The 19,590-nt window shown below is 47.4% G+C and carries 17 protein-coding genes, 1 other RNA gene and 1 pseudogene; 9 read left to right on the top strand and 10 right to left on the bottom strand.

The genetic code is table 11. The features are described from left to right. Positions 1–322: pseudogene (locus B5D50_RS20900) on the top strand (hypothetical protein); the annotation flags it as partial. A 206-nt stretch (positions 323–528) separates the two neighbouring features. Here B5D50_RS20900 and B5D50_RS18445 read toward each other — a convergent pair. Beyond that, the gene (locus B5D50_RS18445) at positions 529–1,695 is read right to left on the bottom strand and encodes a nucleotide sugar dehydrogenase (protein WP_078924136.1); all 1,167 of its coding nucleotides are present in this window, start codon (positions 1,693–1,695) and stop codon (positions 529–531) included. A gap of 139 nt (positions 1,696–1,834) precedes the next feature. Here B5D50_RS18445 and panD point away from each other — a divergent pair, with 139 nt between their 5' ends. After that, positions 1,835–2,209: an aspartate 1-decarboxylase gene (gene panD, locus B5D50_RS18450; RefSeq protein ID WP_078924137.1), complete on the top strand. Its 375-nt coding sequence runs from the start codon at positions 1,835–1,837 to the stop codon at positions 2,207–2,209. A gap of 42 nt (positions 2,210–2,251) precedes the next feature. Continuing rightward, the gene (locus tag B5D50_RS18455) at positions 2,252–2,968 is read left to right on the top strand and encodes a DUF6174 domain-containing protein (protein ID WP_078924138.1); all 717 of its coding nucleotides are present in this window, start codon (positions 2,252–2,254) and stop codon (positions 2,966–2,968) included. 78 nt (positions 2,969–3,046) lie between these two features. Here the strand turns inward: B5D50_RS18455 and B5D50_RS18460 are convergent, their stop codons facing one another. Then, on the bottom strand, positions 3,047–4,387 hold the full coding sequence (locus tag B5D50_RS18460; protein WP_078924139.1) for an NAD(P)/FAD-dependent oxidoreductase: 1,341 nt from the start codon (positions 4,385–4,387) through the stop codon (positions 3,047–3,049). 128 nt (positions 4,388–4,515) lie between these two features. Between B5D50_RS18460 and B5D50_RS18465 the strand changes: the two genes are divergently transcribed. Beyond that, complete coding sequence (locus B5D50_RS18465) at positions 4,516–5,355, top strand: Rossmann-like domain-containing protein (protein WP_078924140.1); 840 nt, start codon at positions 4,516–4,518, stop codon at positions 5,353–5,355. Here B5D50_RS18465 and B5D50_RS18470 read toward each other — a convergent pair. Further along, a complete protein-coding gene (locus tag B5D50_RS18470) occupies positions 5,291–5,692 on the bottom strand; it encodes a hypothetical protein (RefSeq protein ID WP_078924141.1) in 402 nt (133 codons plus the stop codon). The genes B5D50_RS18465 and B5D50_RS18470 overlap by 65 nt on opposite strands. A gap of 133 nt (positions 5,693–5,825) precedes the next feature. Between B5D50_RS18470 and B5D50_RS18475 the strand changes: the two genes are divergently transcribed. From B5D50_RS18475 to B5D50_RS18490, 4 genes are read left to right on the top strand one after another with little or no spacing between them, the layout of a single operon-like run. Beyond that, a complete protein-coding gene (locus B5D50_RS18475; protein WP_078924142.1) occupies positions 5,826–7,076 on the top strand; it encodes a sarcosine oxidase subunit beta family protein in 1,251 nt (416 codons plus the stop codon). Positions 7,077–7,087: 11 nt separating this feature from the next. Then, positions 7,088–7,360 (top strand): sarcosine oxidase subunit delta, encoded by a 273-nt coding sequence (locus B5D50_RS18480; protein WP_078924143.1) that lies wholly within the window; start codon positions 7,088–7,090, stop codon positions 7,358–7,360. Further along, the gene (locus B5D50_RS18485) at positions 7,357–10,323 is read left to right on the top strand and encodes a sarcosine oxidase subunit alpha family protein (protein WP_078924144.1); all 2,967 of its coding nucleotides are present in this window, start codon (positions 7,357–7,359) and stop codon (positions 10,321–10,323) included. Before B5D50_RS18480 ends, B5D50_RS18485 begins: the two co-directional genes overlap by 4 nt. Beyond that, positions 10,310–10,870: a sarcosine oxidase subunit gamma gene (locus B5D50_RS18490; RefSeq protein ID WP_078924145.1), complete on the top strand. Its 561-nt coding sequence runs from the start codon at positions 10,310–10,312 to the stop codon at positions 10,868–10,870. The genes B5D50_RS18485 and B5D50_RS18490 overlap by 14 nt, the downstream gene beginning before the upstream one ends. A gap of 62 nt (positions 10,871–10,932) precedes the next feature. Here the strand turns inward: B5D50_RS18490 and B5D50_RS20790 are convergent, their stop codons facing one another. The 7 genes from B5D50_RS20790 to ssrA all read right to left on the bottom strand — a co-directional run bounded on the left by B5D50_RS20790 (position 10,933) and on the right by ssrA (position 15,585). Then, positions 10,933–11,067, bottom strand: coding sequence for a hypothetical protein (locus tag B5D50_RS20790; RefSeq protein WP_268807826.1), 135 nt, complete (start codon positions 11,065–11,067; stop codon positions 10,933–10,935). A 304-nt stretch (positions 11,068–11,371) separates the two neighbouring features. Then, on the bottom strand, positions 11,372–12,460 hold the full coding sequence (locus B5D50_RS18495; RefSeq protein WP_078924146.1) for a site-specific integrase: 1,089 nt from the start codon (positions 12,458–12,460) through the stop codon (positions 11,372–11,374). Further along, complete coding sequence (locus tag B5D50_RS18500) at positions 12,436–12,627, bottom strand: MerR family transcriptional regulator (protein ID WP_078924147.1); 192 nt, start codon at positions 12,625–12,627, stop codon at positions 12,436–12,438. Before B5D50_RS18500 ends, B5D50_RS18495 begins: the two co-directional genes overlap by 25 nt. After that, positions 12,624–13,022: a hypothetical protein gene (locus B5D50_RS18505; protein WP_234975936.1), complete on the bottom strand. Its 399-nt coding sequence runs from the start codon at positions 13,020–13,022 to the stop codon at positions 12,624–12,626. Before B5D50_RS18505 ends, B5D50_RS18500 begins: the two co-directional genes overlap by 4 nt. A gap of 64 nt (positions 13,023–13,086) precedes the next feature. After that, positions 13,087–13,314: a hypothetical protein gene (locus tag B5D50_RS18510; RefSeq protein ID WP_078924149.1), complete on the bottom strand. Its 228-nt coding sequence runs from the start codon at positions 13,312–13,314 to the stop codon at positions 13,087–13,089. Positions 13,315–13,409: 95 nt separating this feature from the next. Next, positions 13,410–14,894 (bottom strand): replication endonuclease, encoded by a 1,485-nt coding sequence (locus tag B5D50_RS18515; RefSeq protein ID WP_143594414.1) that lies wholly within the window; start codon positions 14,892–14,894, stop codon positions 13,410–13,412. Positions 14,895–15,223: 329 nt separating this feature from the next. Then, positions 15,224–15,585: a transfer-messenger RNA gene (gene ssrA / locus B5D50_RS18520) on the bottom strand. 113 nt (positions 15,586–15,698) lie between these two features. On the opposite strand from ssrA, the gene purL reads away from it, so the two are divergent. Continuing rightward, complete coding sequence (purL, locus tag B5D50_RS18525; protein WP_078924150.1) at positions 15,699–19,589, top strand: phosphoribosylformylglycinamidine synthase; 3,891 nt, start codon at positions 15,699–15,701, stop codon at positions 19,587–19,589. Position 19,590: the final 1 nt, after the last annotated feature.

Here is a 19,590-nt window from a genome sequence, read left to right on the forward strand (position 1 = left end):
AGCCACTCACTTCACCAAGCCCCCTCGCATCAAAAAGATGATGGCATTGCTCGCCATTGGCTTCTGTTGGGCGCACAAGGTCGGGGAATGGAAGGAAAAAACCGTCAAACCCTTGAAGGTGAAAAAGCATGGGCGTAAAGAACAGAGCATTTTCCGCTACGGCTTGGATTACCTGACTGATCTGTTAACAGGAAGCGGACGTGAAGCCTTGGATAATCTCAGGCTCGTGATCCTGTTCCTTTGTCCGCCCCAATTTATGGTGGTAGAGGATGGACGTATGAGACTCAAGCCGTTTTCGTTTAACACAAATTCAATGGGTTAGGAAAATTGTCGTGTACAGAGACTAGCTAATAAAGCAGAAATGACAAGGAGTAGGCTTTTTTTGGTCATTATGTTTTACCATCCTATTTTGTATGGGGTATATGTTTTTTCGTATTCGACGCTGTAATATTAATACAGCTTATCTATTAATTCCACACCATTTATCGGAATTCAATGAACCAGTTTATAGGTATAAAAAACTGTTCATTAATCACTCCCAAATAAATCGCGGGTATAAATTTTAGCCGCTACATCTTCTAAATCAGGGTGCATCCGATTGGCGATAATTATCTCACTCAGAGCTTTAAATTCGTCCAAATCGCGAATCAGTTTGGAGTTAAAGAAGCTTTCCTCCGTTAACTCTGGCTCATAGAGCACGACCTGAATGCCTTTGGCCTTAATCCGCTTCATGATCCCTTGGATGGAGGAGGCACGGAAGTTGTCTGAGCCGGCTTTCATAATCAACCGATACACCCCAACGACTTTGGGCTGTTGTTGGATAATGCTATCGGCTACGAAGTCTTTGCGGGTAGAGTTCGAGGCGACAATCGCTTGAATCAGGTTTTGTGGCACTTGGCGGTAATTGGCTAAGAGTTGTTTGGTGTCTTTGGGTAGGCAATAGCCACCATAACCAAACGAAGGGTTATTGTAGTGGTTGCCAATGCGTGGATCTAAGGAGACACCTTCGATAATTTGGCGTGTATCCAAACCATGTGTAGCAGCATAAGTATCTAACTCGTTAAAGTAAGCGACGCGCATCGCTAAATAGGTATTCGCAAACAGCTTAATCGCTTCCGCTTCTGTTGCATCGGTGAACAGCACCGGAATGTCGGGTTTACGCGCCCCTTCTTGTAGGAGTTGAGCAAAGGTCGCTGCCCGCGCTGAGCGTTCACCGACGACAATGCGCGAAGGGTAAAGGTTGTCATACAGTGCTTTACCTTCGCGTAAAAATTCAGGTGAGAAAATCAGGTTAGAACTCCCGAGTTCTTGACTTAAACGCTGTGTATAGCCGACGGGAATAGTTGATTTAATCACCATCACCGCGTGTGGATTGATCGCCATCACGTCTTTGACCACCGCTTCAACTGAGCGGGTATTAAAATAATTGGTTTGGGTATCGTAATCCGTGGGGGTGGCAATAATCACAAAATCAGCCTGTTCATAAGCGATTCGCTTATCGAGCGTGGCGCGAAAATTCAAGTCCTTACGCTTTAGAAAAGCCTCGACTTCGCTATCAATAATCGGGGATCGGCCTTGATTGAGCAGGGCTACTTTTTCAGGGAGAATATCTAGGGCGACTACCTCATGGTTTTGGGCTAACAATAAAGCATTCGAGAGACCTACATAGCCGGTGCCAGCAACTGCGATTTTCATGCGTTTAACCTTAAGTTTGTTGGTTTTGTGCGGAATTATATCGCTAGCTTGACAGCTTGCCCTAAGTTTATTGCATCGCAGCAGCAATTTTGTCTACCATCGGTATTTTAAACTAGCGGTATGGTTAAGGGGTAGGCAGATGCGTTGGTATTTACGATCAAAGATTCATAAAGCCACCGTGACAGAGGCGAATATTGCTTATGTGGGTAGTATCACAATTGACGAAGACCTCCTTGAGGCTTGTGGGTTGGATGTAGGTGAAAAAGTGCTGGTGGTGAGCAATACCTCAGGTGCGCGCTTAGAAACCTATACCATCCGTGGTCGGCGGGGGAGTGGGGTGATTTGTGTGAATGGAGCAGCGGCGCATTTGATCAAAGAGGGCGAAGAAATCATTATTATGGGCTTTGAGTTATCTTCCTATCGTATTGAGCCACAAGCGATTTTGGTCGATAAATCTAACTGTTTTGTGCAGTATTTAACAGAAACAGAAGCGCAAACTACTGAGCGGCTTTAACGGTCTTAGTACCATGATTAACACTCACTGAGGAAAGTTAGCTTGAATAGAATTATTTTAACCAGTGTACTATTGAGTTCGTTAGTGGCATGTTCGACGGCTTCTGAGCAAGTACCGCTACCTAAGGTTCAGCCACCTGTGATGCAAAGTCATTGGACGACTGTAACCATCACTGGGACTAGCGTACAGCCTGATCCCGTTGAGCTAAAAATTCGCGAGCTCGAGCAAGCGGGGCAACTCAAATTGTTAAGAGTAATGGAGTCTTTTCCTGCACAGTATGTGATTAAAGGTTCACCGCAGGCCTTAAGTGCAGTGCAAGCAGCAGCCAACTCCCCTCTGGCACCGCAAAAGGATGTATCAGCCCTCGCCGCTTTAGACGCAGCCGAAGCTGTGTGGAGACAAAAACGCCCTGCGCATTATGCCTATCAATTGCAAACGAGTTGTTTTTGCCCCCCCGAATACACCCAGCCGATTGCGATTCGGGTCTTTCAAGGCAAGATTCAGCAAGCCGATTTAGTGACTTCTAGAAAGCCGTTGCCGCCAGAGCGTAAAGGAGATGCTAAAACTATTGAAGAACTCTTTAAGTTAATTCGAGATGCAATTAACCGCCCGGCCGCGAGTGTGAAAATCACCTACGATCAGCAATACGGTTTCCCTAGCACTATCAGTATTGATCTAGATCAGATGATGGCTGATGAGGAAATGTATTACACCGTGCAAGCCTTTAAAGTCGCCAGTGGTTTGAAGCCTGCTCAGTAAGCAGGCTTGATGGAAGTACAATAGGCACGGATAGGCGCATTAATGGACGCACAATGCAAACGCAGCGGCTGGGCTGCGTTAATGCAATTTAATCCTCGGGGTTGTGGTTCGGCGTAAGATCCCCGCGATGGTTTCAATGCTGGTCTTCCAAAAACCATGCAAGCTCAGCTGATGTTTTTTATACAGCATATTGTACATAAAGCGGGCGAGATAACCTTCGATGAATAAAGTACCGCGTGCAATATTGCCCATTAAGCCACCTACGGCCCAATTTTCGCCAAGTGAAACTAAAGAGCCGAAATCATGGTAGTGGAAATCCTCTAAAGCTTGGCCTTGTAAGTGTCGTGCTAATTGCTTAGCTAAATGTACGGCTTGTTGGTGGGCGGCTTGGGCACGGGGTGGAACTTTGGTCGGTGGCTGGTGTTCAAGCCAATCCACCGAGGCGCAATCGCCAAAGGCAAAAATATTTTTGTCAAGTGTGGTTTGCAGCGTAGGCTGAACAATCAGTTGGTTGATAGCATTGGTTTCCAAACCATCCAGAGTTTTCAGAACCTCAGGCGCACGAATGCCTGCTGCCCAGACAATCAGTTCGGCGGGGATCGTTTCACCCGTTGCTAGCAGCACCTGATGCTCTGCAACCGCAGCAACGCGGGCATCGGTGCGCATATTCACTTTGAGCTTAGTTAAAATGCGTGCAGCATCCACAGAAATTCGCTCCGGCAAACCGGGGAGAATCCGAGGCGCTGCCTCAATCAAGGTCAAATTGACATCACGATCTGCTTCAATGGTATCTAGGCCATATTTGACCAGAGTACGAATGCTTTTATGCAGTTCAGCCGCTAATTCGACGCCCGTTGCACCGGCACCAATAATAGCGACTTGCAGCTGATAAGCGTGTAAGTTGTCAGTTTGGGCATGAGCGCGAATACAGGCATTGACTAATTTTTGGTGGAAATGTTCAGCTTGAGCCGCCGTATCCATTTCAATCGCATGCTCAGCGACCCCTGGGATATTAAAGTCATTGGTACGACTACCAATAGCAATCACCAAGGTATCATAGGGCAGGCTACGTTGCGGAGTGACCAGCTCACCATCTGTATCTGCATAAGCATCCAGATAAACTCGCTTTTGTGCGCGATCAATGCCCGTGAGTGCGCCGATGCGATAACGGAAATGATGCCAGTGAGCTTGCGCGAGATAATCAATTTCATGCAGGGTATAATCCATACTACCCGAAGCGATCTCATGCAGCATGGGCTTCCAAATATGCGTGCGATTTTTATCAATTAAGGTGATATGGGCGAGCTTGCGTTTACCGAGTTGATTGCCCAGCAGTGTGGCTAGCTCTAAACCGCCTGCCCCCCCGCCGACAATGACGATGCGATGCAGGCCTAAGCCTTCTGTGTCTTTAGTTTGCATGGAGTCTTTCAAATCTAAAATTAAACCAGCATAGCCTAGGTCGGTGAATGAGAGAAATACTGTGAGGGTTTAGATTGATACCTACTTTCTGGTATCAAACGCAAACAGCTTGAATAGCAGAGGATAGTATGAGTTTAGATGCTGATTATTTAGCCTTGGTCGAGCAAATTCGTGCAGGTTTAAGTTTGCCGGCCGTGCAGCGCCTTTATTTTCCATGCTTAACAACGGAGGGTTTTCGCGATGAGTTTGGTTTTGTACTCTTAACAACTGGGGATGTGGGGGCTTTTTATGTGAGTCTTGAGGATAGTTTGGCCGAGTTATGGCAAGCTTATCCACAGCCAGAACAAGTGCAAGTTCCGTTAGATACACTTTTAGCTAAGCTGGCTTCATCCCAGCTTGCTGAACGCGCCTTAGGCTTGGGGGCTTTTAATGCTTTAAGTCAATATGTGTTCAGATTAGCTCATTACCAAGCCCCGAGCCGTCAGCGGGCTGCAAATACCTCTACTGAACACATCAAGCTGGGGATGGTGGGTTATTTTTGCCCCTTAGTCGAGCGCTTAACCGCTCAACAGCAGACCGTGGTGGTGCTTGAGCAGCAACCCGAACGAGTGCTGCCGCATCCTTTGGTGCAGCTAGCGACGAACCCCGCTGACTTAGCCGAGTGTAGTGAGATTTTGTGTACAGCCTCAACCTTGATTAATCAGAGTTTAGATTCAATCTTAGCCGCCTGTGAACCAGCAACCCGCTTCAGTCTGATTGGTCCTAGTGCTGGAGGGTTGCCGGATGTGGTGTTTGCGCGTGGAGTGGATTCGGTCGGGGCGATTCATTTTCCGAATCCAGCTGCCTTGTTGGAGGTACTGGCTGGTCAAGCTTCTTGGGGGCATGTTGGCAAAAAATATGAAATCAATCGAGCGGATTATCCGGGCTTGGCGGCTTTGTTGGCGCGGATTCCGCCAAAGCATAGCTAATCATCACCCCTTTTAAGCGCAGGGCGACTAATAAAGGTTTACAGAGGCTATCGGCTAGTTCTAAACGGTAGCCACCAAAGAAATAATGATGCACATCCAAATACAGGGTTTCCAACACATAGTGCTGTGTGGTCTGCGCACACAGTTGAGCTAATACGCTGAGTACGGGAGTTTGGTTGAGATCAGACACATATAAACAGCGTTTCTCGCGGTTAAAAAAAACTTGCCCGACCCCAAGGTGATAAAAAATTTGCCGCTCACTGGTGCTAGCGGGCAGATCACGGCGCTGCCCCGTGACTGGGGTGTGATGACGTAGATGATCGGGAACAGGATGCATAGCAGGTTTACCTCATGGAAACCTCATTATGGCTAACTGGACAGTTTTTTCCACTTATCCTTGATCTAGCACAATTGACTGACCAGTCAATCACATCTAATCTAGCTGATTCGCACGAATCGGAGTGGTAGTCATGAAGTATTCTTGGCTCGAAGTCTTTAAAGCAGGCTTCAGCGGACAAAAACAATGGCCAGCAGCCTGGCCTGAAGTCAGCCCTAAGGCGGCTTATGATGTGGTCATTGTTGGCGGGGGTGGGCATGGCTTGGCAACCGCTTATTATTTAGCGCGTGATTTTCCGGGTACACGGGTCGCGGTTCTTGAAAAGGGTTGGATTGGGGGTGGGAATACCGGACGAAATACCACCATCGTTCGCTCTAATTACTTGTGGGACGAAGCGACTAATTTGTATGAGCATTCCATGAAGCTATGGGAAGGTTTAAGCAAAGATTTGAATTTCAATGTGATGTTTAGTCAACGTGGGGTGTATAACTTAGGCCATACCCTGCAAGATATGCGCGACATTGAGCGGCGGGTGAATGCGAATATGCTGAATGGTGTCGATGCAGAAGTGGTCAGTGTGGCTGAGCTAAAAGAACGTATTCCGATCCTCGAAACGGGCAAGCAGGTACGCTATCCGGTGATGGGTGCATCGTGTCAACCCCGCGCAGGGGTGGCGCGACATGATGCGGTGGCGTGGGGTTTTGCTCGCGCAGCGGCTAAGCACGGGGTCGATATTATCCAAAACTGCGAAGTGCAAGCGCTGGATATTGAAGCGGGGCGGATGAAAGGCTTGCAAACTTCACGCGGCTATTTTAAAGCAGAGCGGGTGGGCTGTGTGACGGCGGGGCATTCGTCGATATTGGCAGCAATGGCAGGGATTCGTTTGCCAGTCACTAGCCATCCCTTACAAGCCTTTGTCTCTGAGCCGATGAAGCCCGTCTTGCATACCGTAGTGATGTCGAATGCAGTGCATGGTTATGTGAGCCAATCCGATAAAGGTGATTTGGTGATTGGTGCAGGCCTAGATCCCTACTCAGGTTATTCGCAACGGGGTAGCCCCCATGTGATTGACCACTGCGCTTCAGCGATGATTGAGCTATTTCCGATTTTCTCGCGGGTGCGCTTGAATCGCCAATGGGGCGGCATTGTAGATGTTTGCCCGGATGCTTGCCCGATTATTAGCCCAATTCCGCAAGTGAAGGGCTTGTATTTTAACTGCGGTTGGGGAACGGGTGGGTTTAAGGCTACACCGGGTTCTGGCCATGTGTTTGCGCATACGATCGGTCAAGATCAACCCCATCCTTTAGCGGCACCTTTCCATATTAATCGTTTTGTGACGGGCGCTCTGATTGACGAGCATGGCGCTGCTGCAGTCGCTCACTAAGGAGGCTTAACATGTTTTTAATTCATTGCCCCTATTGTGGCGAGCTGCGTGATGAACAGGAGTATCGCTGTGCAGGAGAGGCTTTTATTCAACGCCCCGGTTTGGATTGCACCGATGAGCAATGGGGTGATTATGTGTTTAATCGTACTAACCCCAAGGGCAAAGTGATTGAGCAATGGGCGCATAGTGCGGGTTGCCGTAAATTATTTGTGGTTGAACGTAATAATGTCACGAATGAGATTTACGCAGTGCGTACCTTTGAATCCTATAAGGAGCAAGCATGAAGCGCTTATATAAACAAGCTCATGAGCGCATTGACCGCTCGCAAATCATTCATTTTCATTGGCAGGGTGCGCATTATACAGGCTATGCCGGAGATACTTTAGCTTCAGCTCTCTTAGCCAATGATGTGAAATTAATTGGGCGTAGTTTTAAATACGGTCGCCAACGCGGAATTATGGCAGCAGGGGTCGAAGAACCGAATGCTTTAGTGGTGCTAGAGCCAAATTCGGGCTATCACCTACCGAATGCACGTGCGACGGAAGTCGAAATCTATCCCGAGATGGTTGCACAGCCCGCCAGTGGGATTCCTTCGATTAATGAAGATGTTCGAGCTTGGCTTAAACCTTTGCATCGTTTTATGGCGGCCGGTTTTTATTATAAAACCTTTATGTCTCCTGCTAGTTGGTGGCCAAAATATGAAGAGCAACTGCGTAAATTAGCGGGGTTTGCGCCTGCACCGAGCCAACCGGATGCCGAAACTTATGATCACTATCATCGCCAAACTGATGTTGCTGTCGTGGGGGGCGGGGCTGCGGGTTTAGCAGCGGCCTTAGCGGCTGCCAATGCAGGGTCGACTGTCTTGTTGCTTGATGAGCGTCCACAACTGGGCGGTGAATTAGTCGTGGATGCAGCGCGTGATCCAGAAGCCGCCGCTTGGTTGGCAAGGACGCGCGCGGCTTTAGAGGCGCATGCCAAAGTGCAAATTCTGGTGCGTACCACGGCTTATGCTCTGCATGATTTTAATCTGTTACTCGCCTTAGAGCGTCGCCAGGATCATTTGCCTTTGGGCTCACGCAATCCTAAGCTGACGCGCCAACGCTTGCATCGGATTCGTGCTCATAAGGTGATACTCGCCACGGGCAGTCATGAACGCCCGTTGATGTTTGCGAATAATGATTTGCCGGGGGTGATGCTGGCCAGTGCAGTGAGTCGTTATCAATATGAATACTCCGTGCTGTGTGGTAGCAAACCCTTAGTGGTGGGCAATAATGACAGTATCTATGACGTAGCCCGTGATTTAGTAAAGGCGGGTACGCGCCCTACAGTGGTGGATTGTCGTATCGGTTATGATGCCAGTGATTTAACCAAACTCGGGGTGCTTGTTAAGCAAGGCTATACCGTGGTGAAAGCCGAAGGTCGTGATAGTGTCGAGCGGGCTTTAATTGCCAAAACCGCTTATAGCGATACGCACGGCTGGGTCGTCGGTGAGTCACCGGAAACGGTGTCTTGCGATTTGATTGCCTGCTCGGGCGGTTTTAGCCCCTTAGTCCATTTAGATTGCCATACAGGTTCTAAGCCTTGGTTTTCGACCGAGCATCAAGCTTTTATGCCTGCTTGCGATAAACCGCATCGTTATGTTGCAGGAAGTGTGAATGGGCAAAGTAATTGGCAAGGTGCAGCCGCAGAAGGTGAATATGTCGGTCTATTAGCGGCGGGGCAAGCTGCAAATCCGGTGGCTGCTCCGAAGCTCCTAATGGTGGCTGATTTTATTTGCCCCGAGCTCGGGCGCGATAAAATTTTTCTTGATATGCAAAATGATGTAAAAGCCTCGGATCTTGAGTTGGCGATTCGTGAGAATTATCGCTCGATTGAGCATATCAAGCGTTATACCGCTTTAGGCTTTGGTACGGATCAAGGCAAAACCGGGAATGTGAATGGGATTGCCGTGGCCGCAAAAATCATGCAGCTGCCGATCGCTGAGGTCGGTACGACGACTTTTCGCCCAATGTACACGCCAGTGACGATGGGTGTATTAGCAGGGAGTGAAGTGGGCCTACATTCTGACCCACAACGCTTTACGCCGATGCAGGCTTCGCATATGGCTCAAGGCGCTGAGTTTGAAGTGGTCGGGCAATGGATGCGCCCTTGGTATTTCCCGCAAGGCTCGGAAAATCTGCATCAAGCGGTGGCTCGCGAATGCTTAGCCGTGCGCAATAGTCTTGGGATGATGGATGCCTCGACTCTAGGCAAGATTGATATTCAAGGCCCTGATGCGCGTGAATTTTTAGCACGAGTGTATACCAATAACTGGGCTAAGCTCGCTCCGGGTAAATGCCGTTACGGTTTAATGTGCGATGAAAACGGCATGATCATTGATGATGGTGTCACTGCTTGTCTGAGCGATACCCATTTCTTAATGACAACCACGACGGGGGGGGCAGCGCGCATCTATACACATCTGGAGACTTGGTTACAAACGGAATGGCCAGATCTGGAGGTCTATCTCACTAGTGTCACTGATCATTGGTCAACCACGGGAGTTGTCGGCCCTAAAGCTCGGCGTTTAATGGAAAAGCTCTGCAAAGATGTGGATTTTAGTGCAGCGAATTTCCCCTTCATGGATTGGCGCGAAGGTACGGTTTGTGGCATTCCAGCGCGGATTATGCGGATTAGCTTCTCGGGTGAATTGTCTTATGAGATCAATGTGCAAGCTAATTACGGGCGCTTCCTTTGGGATAGCGTGCTCGAGGCGGGTAAGGCCTTTAATATTACCCCGTATGGCACTGAAACCATGCATGTGTTGCGTGCTGAAAAAGGCTATGTGATTGTCGGCCAAGATACCGACGGCTCAATCACCCCGTATGATGCGAATATGGCTTGGGCCGTCTCACTGAATAAATCGTATCCATTTTTGGGTCAACGGGCTTTAACTCGTAGTGATACCGCCCGTGCAGGCCGCAAGCAACTGGTCGGTTTACTCACCGATGAGCCGGATAAAGTCTTGAATGAAGGCTGCCAATTAGTCGCGGAAACAGGCAGTAAAGCCATGATCGGGCATGTGACTTCCAGCTATTTCAGCCCTGTGCTTGGGCGTTCGATTGCGCTGGCAGTCGTCAAGGGGGGCTTGGATCTGCTGGGGACGAAGATTTACGCTAAGCCTTTATCCTATGAAGTGATTCCAGTGACGATTGTTGATAGTGTGTTCTACGATCAAGCCAAGGAGAAAAGTGATGGCGAAATTTGAGACGGCCTTAGAAGGTCTGGATTTTAATGCCTTGGCTGGCAACGGTTTTCAAGTCAGTGAAGAACGCAACTATGGTTATGTGGTGTTGCGGATTCGCCCGAATACGGCGGGCGCAGTCGAGGCTTTAGGTCAATTAGGCATCCAACTGCCGACTGCTTTAGGCATGACAGGTTCACTAGAGACTAAGCTAGTGAAGTGGATTAGCCCCGATGAGTATTTAATTACGCTGCTCCTCAGTCAAAAAGATGCTTTTATTCAAGACGCGAAAGCCGCTTTGAAGGGTAGTTTTGCGGCCGTGGTGGATAACTCAGGTGGCTATTCGTTATTGAAACTTGCTGGTGAGCATCGCTATGATGTTTTAGCTAAGAACTGTGTTTATGACTGCGCGAAGTTTTTAACCGAAGGTAAAGTGGTTTCGACGCTCTTTTCTAAGGCTTCAGCGGTGATTTATCAGCTTGATGCTAACCATGTTTATCTGATGGTGCGTTGGTCGTTTGCGGATTATGCCTTTAAGGTGTTAGAGGTGAGTTCGAAAGAGTTTAGATAAACATGGTTGAATGATATTGAAGAAGCCCTCTCCCCGGCCCTTTCCCCCAGATGCATAAGTATCTACACACATTGTCGGACGGTTTTTTTCAGACCGTCCAATTGTGCAAGGGTGTAAGTCTCCATGATTTCCAGCATGGCTAATAATGTCCACAGTCCATCCAATAGAGCTGGATAAGTTGGTGGTTTCTTTTTCACTTGTCGCCCACTCACCTTGGCAGGACGGATATTTCACCTGAAGGCTTGCCGTCAGAACCTCTTTTAGGGCTTACTAGGTGCTAAAAGGGACTACTAGAAACACAAAACCCCTTACAGATTGCGGCCTGTAAAGGGTCTCGGGTCTAGTTGGTACTTGGTGAAACTATAAAGTGGTGGAGGCGGGGGGAATTGAACCCTTAGCTTTTTTCATATTATCAATCACCTACTGTAGTTCATAATGTAGTTTGTGCCAGTCTTTTTGCTGCTTTTCAGCAAAAACTATATAAAATTATGTTGATTTAGTCTATATCAATGCTGAAGGTATCCATCGCCCATAAACCTTCCGAATCATGCCCCAGTCTTTATGCCCCATTTCCTTTGCTACCCACATAGGCTCCTCACCTCTTGAGAGCAACATAGAAGCAAAAGTATGGCGGGTTTGGTACGGTTCTCTGTATTTCACCCCAGCTTTTTTAAGTGCTGGTATCCAAACGGTTTTTCTGATGCTTTGGTCATTTTTCCACGGTTGATCTTTACGCGAATCATGGAAAATAGTTTCATTTAGTGAGCCAGTGTAGGCATATTGGCTAAGTAGGGCTTGTTGAGCCTGAGCTTGTAAGGTGACTGTTCTAGAGCCAGCAGCGGTTTTAGGTTTTTTGATAATGCCCCTTACTTTAGCTCGACGTACATAAAACCGATTATTTTCAAAATCTATGTCTTGCCATGTTAGGGCAATTAGCTCAGAAGTTCTTAAGCCTGACCAAAATGCAAACTGTATAAGATTCTTTTCTTGCCCTTCTAATTGGTACAGGATGTTTTCAATTTCATCTAAAGAAAAGGGTTCTGGTTCACGCGGTGAAATAGTCAGGTTTTTGATTCTATCTAAGGGGTTTTTTTCGATTATTTCATCAAGATATAGCTCCTCATATAGACGCCGTAAGGGAGTCAAAATATTGTTTTTTCTTTTGTTGGAACAAGTTAGTTGAGCAAGCCATGTTTTAAGTTGAATAACTGATAATTCAGCAATTTTAAGAGTACCAAACTGTGGGATCAGGTGATGGAAAATGGCACTATTATAGCCATGTAGGGTACTAAGTTCATACTGGGGTTCATTTCGCTTTAACCAGTCTTTTAAGGCTTCTTGAATAGTGTACTGATCAGCACGGCCTTGGCGAAAAGTCTTGGCTTTTTTGCTAGAAGGAAAATGTTTTGAGTAATCAAAAGTGCCATTTTTTATTTCGTATAAGATAGCCTGCCGCTTTTGTTGTAGCTGTTTCATAGCAGACTTAGTAGGTGGCATAGGAAGGGTTTCACGACAGCGTTGACCTTGGTAGGTAAAGGTTAGAACTGCACTATTCCCACGAATGGTTATGCCTTTGTGCTCGCTAGCCATTCATTTACCGCCTTTACAACAATAAGGTTTCTATTCGTAGGTGATTTGATCCAATGAACACCTTTAACCCAAATACCCTTTTTTAGGTACTGCCGGATAGCCTCTTCTGTAAAGCCGCTAATTTCTGCAAATTTTTTGATAGTGATGTAAGCATTAACAGTAGTCATTTGCTTGGCCCTTCAAAAGCTTCAGCTATACGCTTGACCTCATCTTCATTAGCCAAATTGCCTTTATTAGGTACTTTTTTTCTACCCATGATCACCGCCCAGAAGCTACCCAGCTTTTCAGTAATGGCATAGCCGATGCTTTTCTTTCTGCCCATTTCGGTAATCTCAGGGCAAACATCTTGAAACTTAATGCCTAATACCTTCTCGTAACGACGATAGGTAGCAGGTGTATGTAATAGCTTTAATACACGCCAGCCAAAATACTGGCCTACAACCAAAGCACCTAAAGCGCTTTCAAGAGTAGTGGCTACACCTTGAAACTCGCGCATTTTTTGCAGAATGGCTTCTTCTGTTTCCTTATCAACCATTAGCAAATGGCTTATATGCTCATTCATAGTATGATGTCTTTCATAGTTAATAGTAATTTTAATAATATACTAGTGACTACTATAGTCAATACTATGATTGAAGTATGGCCAATTCAGATTGAAATTCAAGTTTACTAAACTGTCTAAGCTCATCTTGAAACTTCACAACTATTTCAATTTGTTCGTTTAATGTCAGTACACCACAGACATGTCCTATGTTTGATAATTGAGGTCTTTCATTGTGTGATGCTACGTTTTTCTTTAAAACTACATGCCGATAGATCAGTGTCACAGCCTCATCTAGTGTAAATTCACTCATGCTTATTGAACTCTTAAGGTGATGTAAGAAGTTAGCGTTTAGGGTTTTTCATGGTTAGTACAGTTATTGATACAAGTCCAAGTTTTAATCGTGGGCTACTTCCCTTCGTTGCTCCTCCTGTCCGTCGTCGCATCTCGTGGAAGTAGCCCACTCAGAACGCTTCCAGCGCGGTTGCTCCCTCTCACTGTTGAACTCCCCGCTTCCTCGCAGGCTCCACGCGGGGAGTTCAACAGTGAACCGGCAGCTCTTGTGTTAACAGTCCAATAGTGTTTACGGCAGTCGTAAGCAATACCTTTTGCAATAACTCCGACAATGCGTTGGTGACTTGATTCTAGATAGCGATTTTCCGCAGTTTGAGTAATTTCGCCAGTTTCTTGGTGTAGATGCCACCCATAGTCATAATAAGGTTTGATAAGGTGATTTTTTCTAGAAAGCCCAACCCCACCCGTTGCTAGCATGAAGGCTGCCCAGTCATTAGCAGTTGCAGCTATGCGTACTTGTTCAAGTTCTTCATCTTCAACTTTATCTAGGCGACGTAACTGACGCCATACGGTTACACTGGGGCCACCTATTTGCTGGAATTGTCTAATTCCCCAAGTATTCGCCCATGTGATAATATGTTCAGCCGTCTCAGAAGCGGTTTTATCATCAGGTGTTTGATTTAGACTGTAACCGTCGATATTTTTGGCTATGTACTTTGCAATGTAGCCTGCCGCCGTGCCTTTATCAGGGTCAATATTAATGGCTTTAAAGCGATGCTCTTTGGCTCCTAGTTCGTTCGGTGTATCTAAGAAGGCGTAATGTTGCATTACGCGCCTAACTATTGTTTTCTGTTCTTCTGGCATAAATAGCATTAAATGCCAATGAGGTGTGCCATCATGGTGGGGTTCGACTACACGAAAGCCATACAAATTGATCCCTTGGCGATGCAGTTCTGAGCGCATTAAAGCCCATAAATGCGTGAGATAGTCTTGTGCTTGTTTGGGAGTGGTTCCGTCATATTTGGGATTATTGTATCCATGTTTTAAGCAAGCATGCATTCGTGATGGAGTAGTTAAGGTGTAAAACTCTCCAACATGGCCTAAAAGCCCAGCAACTACCTCAAAACCTCTAATCCGTACCATTAATTCAGCACGACGAATAGCGGGGTTTGAAACGGAGCGATCCGCTAACTCTTGTAAGGTATAAGTTTCGCCGTTTTCATTAGTGATGACAGTAGAGGAAAGGTAGTTTCGGTTTTGTGCTTTTTGTTGTTTATTCAGTCTAATAGCATGGTAGCTAGCATAAGAGGAGCGTGAGTGATTCACTAGCTCTATATTGCGTGCCACCGTTTCTATTCTTCTGAGGCGTAAAATTTTTATTTTACGAAACCACCAACGTTCACAGCACATGCGATTGAGAGCAGGAATGAGATCACCTTGTTTAATGCTAGGTGGAGTGAGTTGGTAACATTTAACTAATTGTTCACAGTATTGATAGGCATGTTCAGTGTTCTTTAATTGTTGCCTAAGCAAACGACAACGTGCAGCATAACCACTGGCTTTGATTTTCAGTTCTTCTGAGTTATCACAAAGGTTCAAATCCCCAATGCGTAAGCTTTTATGTATATCGACGAGCTCTTGATGAGCCTGCTCATAATCATAGCGCTTTTGAGTGTGTGCAAACCTTAATCCTAAGTCGGTTGCTAAAGGTGCAAGATCACTGAGAATTGTATGGTGTAAGTCATCATACTTAGCAGAAGAGTGATTAGACTCTTGCTTAGTTCGCGGTGGAAATGTGGCAAATTTGTGGCATAACGGAGACTGCTCTAGACCATCTGAGACTAACTGATGATTTATCTCAGATAGGCTAAAACCCTTATTTAATAAGGTCTTAGCTGGTCTGGAAGGGTCTAGATTAGATTTTAAAGTGGTGGAGGCGGGGGGAATTGAACCCCCGTCCGCAAATCCGCTGCTTGAAGGCGCTACATGCTTATTCAATCTTTTGTTTAACCCGCATCCCGCCGATTGACAGGCTGGCTTGCAGGCTGTTTCAGTTTGGTTTTAGCACTCTTGCCCTGAACAAACGTAAGCGCGATCTTATGTTAGATGATGCCTGAAACCCGAACGCATAAGCACGGCCTCGGTCAGACAGCTATCGGCAGGTTATTAAGCTGCGAGAGCGTAAGAGTCGTCGTTTGCGACTATTTTTTGTGACTAGTGTTTAAGTGGTCACCACACCCACTGCATGCTCCCCAAGTTTTGTAACCCACGTCGAAGCCATGTCGCCCCCACTGATCACCCAACTGGTGGAAGCGTACATTATATGCATTTGCCAGCACTCTGTCATGTCCTTCCGTCTTTCGGTATCATATTTACTTTAGAAATAATAGGCGATTTGACCTCATGCTGATCCTTCCCGGTAGTGTTGCCCTTTCCAATTTCCGTCGAAACAAGCTCTTAACTGCCCTACAAGCCCTCGTGCCGACGTTGATTGCCATTCAAGCCTCTTATATTCATTTTGTGCGAAGTACCCGCGAACTGACTGAGAGCGAGCAGACTCAGCTAACAAGCATACTGGACTATGGAGAAGAACAGTCGGTTGGTTTGCCAACGGGTTTACTCTTTTTAGTCACACCTCGTCCCGGCACCATCTCGCCGTGGTCGAGTAAGGCGACTGACATTGTGCATAACTGCGGTCTGACGGTAGTGGAGCGTGTTGAGCGTGGGCTGGCCTATACGCTTGAGACAACGGCTGCATTGACGAATGCGGAGCAAGCAAAAATCAGTCAAACCCTGCATGATCGAATGACTGAAACCGTGTTCAATGATTATCAAGATGCGATCGTGCTCTTTAGTCATGCTGAGCCAGCACCTTTGCGATATGTGGATATTTCCGGTGATGCGCGTGCTGCTTTAGCCCATGCCAATCAAGCATGGGGATTGGCACTATCGGTGGATGAAATTGATTATCTAGCCGCAAACTATGCTGAATTAGGGCGTAATCCGACCGATGTCGAGCTGATGATGTTTGCCCAAGCTAATTCTGAGCATTGCCGCCATAAAATTTTTAATGCTGATTGGATTATTGATGGCAAAACCCAAGATAAATCGCTATTTGCCATGATCCGCAATACCTATCAACAGACACCGCAGGGGATTTTATCGGCCTATAAAGATAATGCTTCGGTGATTGAAGGGTTTGATGCGACCCGCTTTATGCCTAATGGAGAAGGCCACGAGTATCACTACACGCATGAGCCAGTGCATATTTTAATGAAAGTCGAGACGCATAATCACCCGACGGCAATTTCGCCTTTCCCTGGAGCTGCGACTGGCTCAGGTGGGGAGATTCGTGATGAAGGTGCGACTGGCATTGGCTCTAAACCGAAAGCAGGTTTATGCGGTTTTTCAGTGTCGAATTTAAAGCTGCCGGATTTTCCGCGCCCGTGGGAGCGTGATTTCGGTAAGCCAGAGCGTATTGTTTCTGCTTTAGACCTTATGCTGGAAGGCCCGATTGGGGCAGCCGCTTTCAATAATGAATTTGGTCGCCCGAATCTTGCGGGTTATTTCCGTAGCTTTGAACAAGAAGTACCGGGCGCGAAAGGTTTAGAGCTACGGGGTTATCATAAACCGATTATGATCGCTGGGGGGATGGGGAATATCCGTGCAGGGCATATAGAGAAGAAAAAGCTCCCGGAAGGTACGCCGATTGTGGTACTCGGTGGGCCTGCAATGTTAATTGGTTTAGGGGGCGGGGCGGCTTCATCAATGGCTTCCGGTGCAAGTAGTGAGCAGTTAGATTTTGCCTCGGTGCAGCGTGGTAACCCCGAAATGCAGCGTCGTTGCCAAGAGGTGATTGATCGCTGTGTGGCGATGGGCAAAAACAATCCGATTCTATCCATTCATGATGTGGGTGCGGGGGGGATCTCCAATGCGATTCCTGAAATCATTCATGATGCAGGGCGAGGCGGTAAGTTTGAGCTGCGCACGGTGCCAAACGATGAGCCGGGCATGGCGCCGATGGAGATTTGGTGTAATGAAGCGCAAGAGCGTTATGTCTTGGCGATTGCTGAGGAGCGTCTAGCACTATTTCGTGAGTTATGTGAGCGTGAACGCGCTGTTTATGCGCTCGTCGGCACAGCTACCCTTGATCAGCAGCTCTTGGTCGGCGACTCGTTATTTGATAATTACCCAGTCAACTTACCGATGAATGTGCTGTTGGGTAAGCCACCAAAGATGCTACGGGATGTGCACCATCAGACTTTCCATAAGCCCGAACTTAAGCTCGAGGGTATAGAGCTGCGTGAAGCTGTTGAGCGGGTGTTAACCCTGCCTGCGGTCGCTTCCAAAGCTTTTCTGATTACCATCGGTGATCGCAGCATTACTGGAATGGTGGCGCGTGATCAAATGGTTGGGCCGTGGCAAGTCCCAGTGGCGGATGTTGCGGTGACTTTAACCGATTATGTGGGCTATACCGGCGAGGCAATGGCGATGGGTGAACGCACACCGCTTGCTTTAGTTGACCCACCCGCTTCAGGGCGGATGGCCATTGGTGAGGCGATTACCAATATGGCGGCGGCTGATATAGCCAAGCTCAGTGATATTCGTCTTTCCGCTAATTGGATGGCAGCCGCTGGCTATCCGGGTGAGGATGCGGCACTGTTTGATACGGTGCGCGCTGTCGGTGAGGAGCTGTGCCCGCGTTTAGGCCTTGCGATTCCGGTCGGTAAAGATTCTTTATCTATGAAAACGGTTTGGCAGCAAGCTGATACGCCCCGAGAAATGGCAGCACCTTTATCCTTGATTATTTCAGGTTTTGCCCCAGTCCAAGATGTCCGTAAAACCTTAACCCCGCAATTACGTACTGATCAGGGGGATACGGATTTAATTTTGGTGGATTTAGGCAAGGGTAAAAATCGCTTAGCTGCTTCCGCTTTAGCACAAGTCTATAGTCAGGTCGGACATTACGCGCCTGATTTGGATGATCCACAAGCCCTGAAGGATTTCTTTGAGGCCATTCAAGAGCTACGGAATGAGCAGCTCATTTTAGCCTATCATGATCGTTCTGATGGGGGCTTATTGGCGACCTTAGCTGAAATGTCGTTTGCGGGGCATGTGGGTCTGAATGCTCATTTGGGTGAGCTGGCTGATCAGGTCTTGCCTGCTTTATTTAGTGAAGAGTTAGGGGTGGTGCTGCAAGTTTGCCATTGCGACACGGATACGGTGCTGGCGGTATTCCGCGAGGCAGGTCTGGGGCATCATGTGCATGTGATTGGTGAATTGAATGAGACGGACGAATTGGTTTTAACCTTTGGTCATGATGAAGTCTTGCGGCTGCCCCGTAGTTATTTGCAGCAGTTGTGGTCTGAAACCAGTTATCGCCTACAAGCTTTGCGTGATAATGCAGAGTGTGCTGCCCAAGAGTTTGAGCGGATTGCAGAGGTTAATGATCCGGGCTTAAGCCTAAAGCTGAGTTTTGATCAGGATTTAGATATTGCCGCACCTTTTATTCATACGGGCGTGCGCCCTAGTGTCGCCATCTTGCGTGAGCAAGGCGTGAATGGGCAGATTGAAATGGCGGCGGCTTTTGATCGTGCGGGCTTTAAAGCGATTGATGTGCACATGACCGATATTATTCGTGGACGAGTAAGCCTGAAAAACTTCAAGGGCTTAGTCGCTTGTGGAGGGTTTTCTTATGGTGATGTCTTAGGTGCAGGCGGGGGCTGGGCTAAGACCATTCTCCTGAATTCACGGGCGAGCGATGAGTTTGCAGCTTTCTTTGCGCGGCTTGATTCGTTTGGCTTAGGGGTTTGCAATGGTTGTCAGATGCTCTCGCAATTGCGTGAGATGATTCCAGGTGCTAAGCATTGGCCGCGTTTCTATCGGAATGCCTCTGAGCAATTTGAAGCACGATTGGCTAGGGTTGAGGTCGTAGAGTCACCGTCCTTATTCCTGCAAGGTATGGCAGGCTCGATGCTACCAATTGCTGTGGCGCATGGGGAAGGGCGAGCAGTGTTTGATACTTCTAGCCCTGAGCAAGTATTAGCCGAGGGCTTGGTAGGTTTACGCTATGTCGATAATTATGGCCAAGCGACCGAGCATTATCCCGAAAATCCTAATGGTTCACCGTTAGGGATTACAGGTTTAACCACGCAAGATGGGCGCTTCACCACAATGATGCCACATCCAGAGCGGGTATTCCGTGCAGTACAACATTCATGGCGGCCTGATGATTGGCTCGAGGATGGCCCGTGGTTGCGGATGTTTAGAAATGCGCGGGTTTGGGTGGGTTAAG

Source organism: Thiothrix eikelboomii (assembly GCF_900167255.1).
GTDB lineage: Bacteria > Pseudomonadota > Gammaproteobacteria > Thiotrichales > Thiotrichaceae > Thiolinea > Thiolinea eikelboomii.

Coding starts and splice junctions, on each gene's coding strand:
- panD (WP_078924137.1), top strand. CDS start 1,835: ATGCGTTGGTATTTACGATCAAAGATTCATAAAGCCACCGTGACAGAG.
- purL (WP_078924150.1), top strand. CDS start 15,699: ATGCTGATCCTTCCCGGTAGTGTTGCCCTTTCCAATTTCCGTCGAAAC.
- B5D50_RS18485 (WP_078924144.1), top strand. CDS start 7,357: ATGAAGCGCTTATATAAACAAGCTCATGAGCGCATTGACCGCTCGCAA.
- B5D50_RS18475 (WP_078924142.1), top strand. CDS start 5,826: ATGAAGTATTCTTGGCTCGAAGTCTTTAAAGCAGGCTTCAGCGGACAA.
- B5D50_RS18505 (WP_234975936.1), bottom strand. CDS start 13,022: ATGAATGAGCATATAAGCCATTTGCTAATGGTTGATAAGGAAACAGAA.
- B5D50_RS18460 (WP_078924139.1), bottom strand. CDS start 4,387: ATGCAAACTAAAGACACAGAAGGCTTAGGCCTGCATCGCATCGTCATT.
- B5D50_RS18510 (WP_078924149.1), bottom strand. CDS start 13,314: ATGAGTGAATTTACACTAGATGAGGCTGTGACACTGATCTATCGGCAT.
- B5D50_RS18500 (WP_078924147.1), bottom strand. CDS start 12,627: ATGACTACTGTTAATGCTTACATCACTATCAAAAAATTTGCAGAAATT.
- B5D50_RS18480 (WP_078924143.1), top strand. CDS start 7,088: ATGTTTTTAATTCATTGCCCCTATTGTGGCGAGCTGCGTGATGAACAG.
- B5D50_RS18445 (WP_078924136.1), bottom strand. CDS start 1,695: ATGAAAATCGCAGTTGCTGGCACCGGCTATGTAGGTCTCTCGAATGCT.
- B5D50_RS18465 (WP_078924140.1), top strand. CDS start 4,516: ATGAGTTTAGATGCTGATTATTTAGCCTTGGTCGAGCAAATTCGTGCA.
- B5D50_RS18470 (WP_078924141.1), bottom strand. CDS start 5,692: ATGCATCCTGTTCCCGATCATCTACGTCATCACACCCCAGTCACGGGG.
- B5D50_RS18490 (WP_078924145.1), top strand. CDS start 10,310: ATGGCGAAATTTGAGACGGCCTTAGAAGGTCTGGATTTTAATGCCTTG.
- B5D50_RS18495 (WP_078924146.1), bottom strand. CDS start 12,460: ATGGCTAGCGAGCACAAAGGCATAACCATTCGTGGGAATAGTGCAGTT.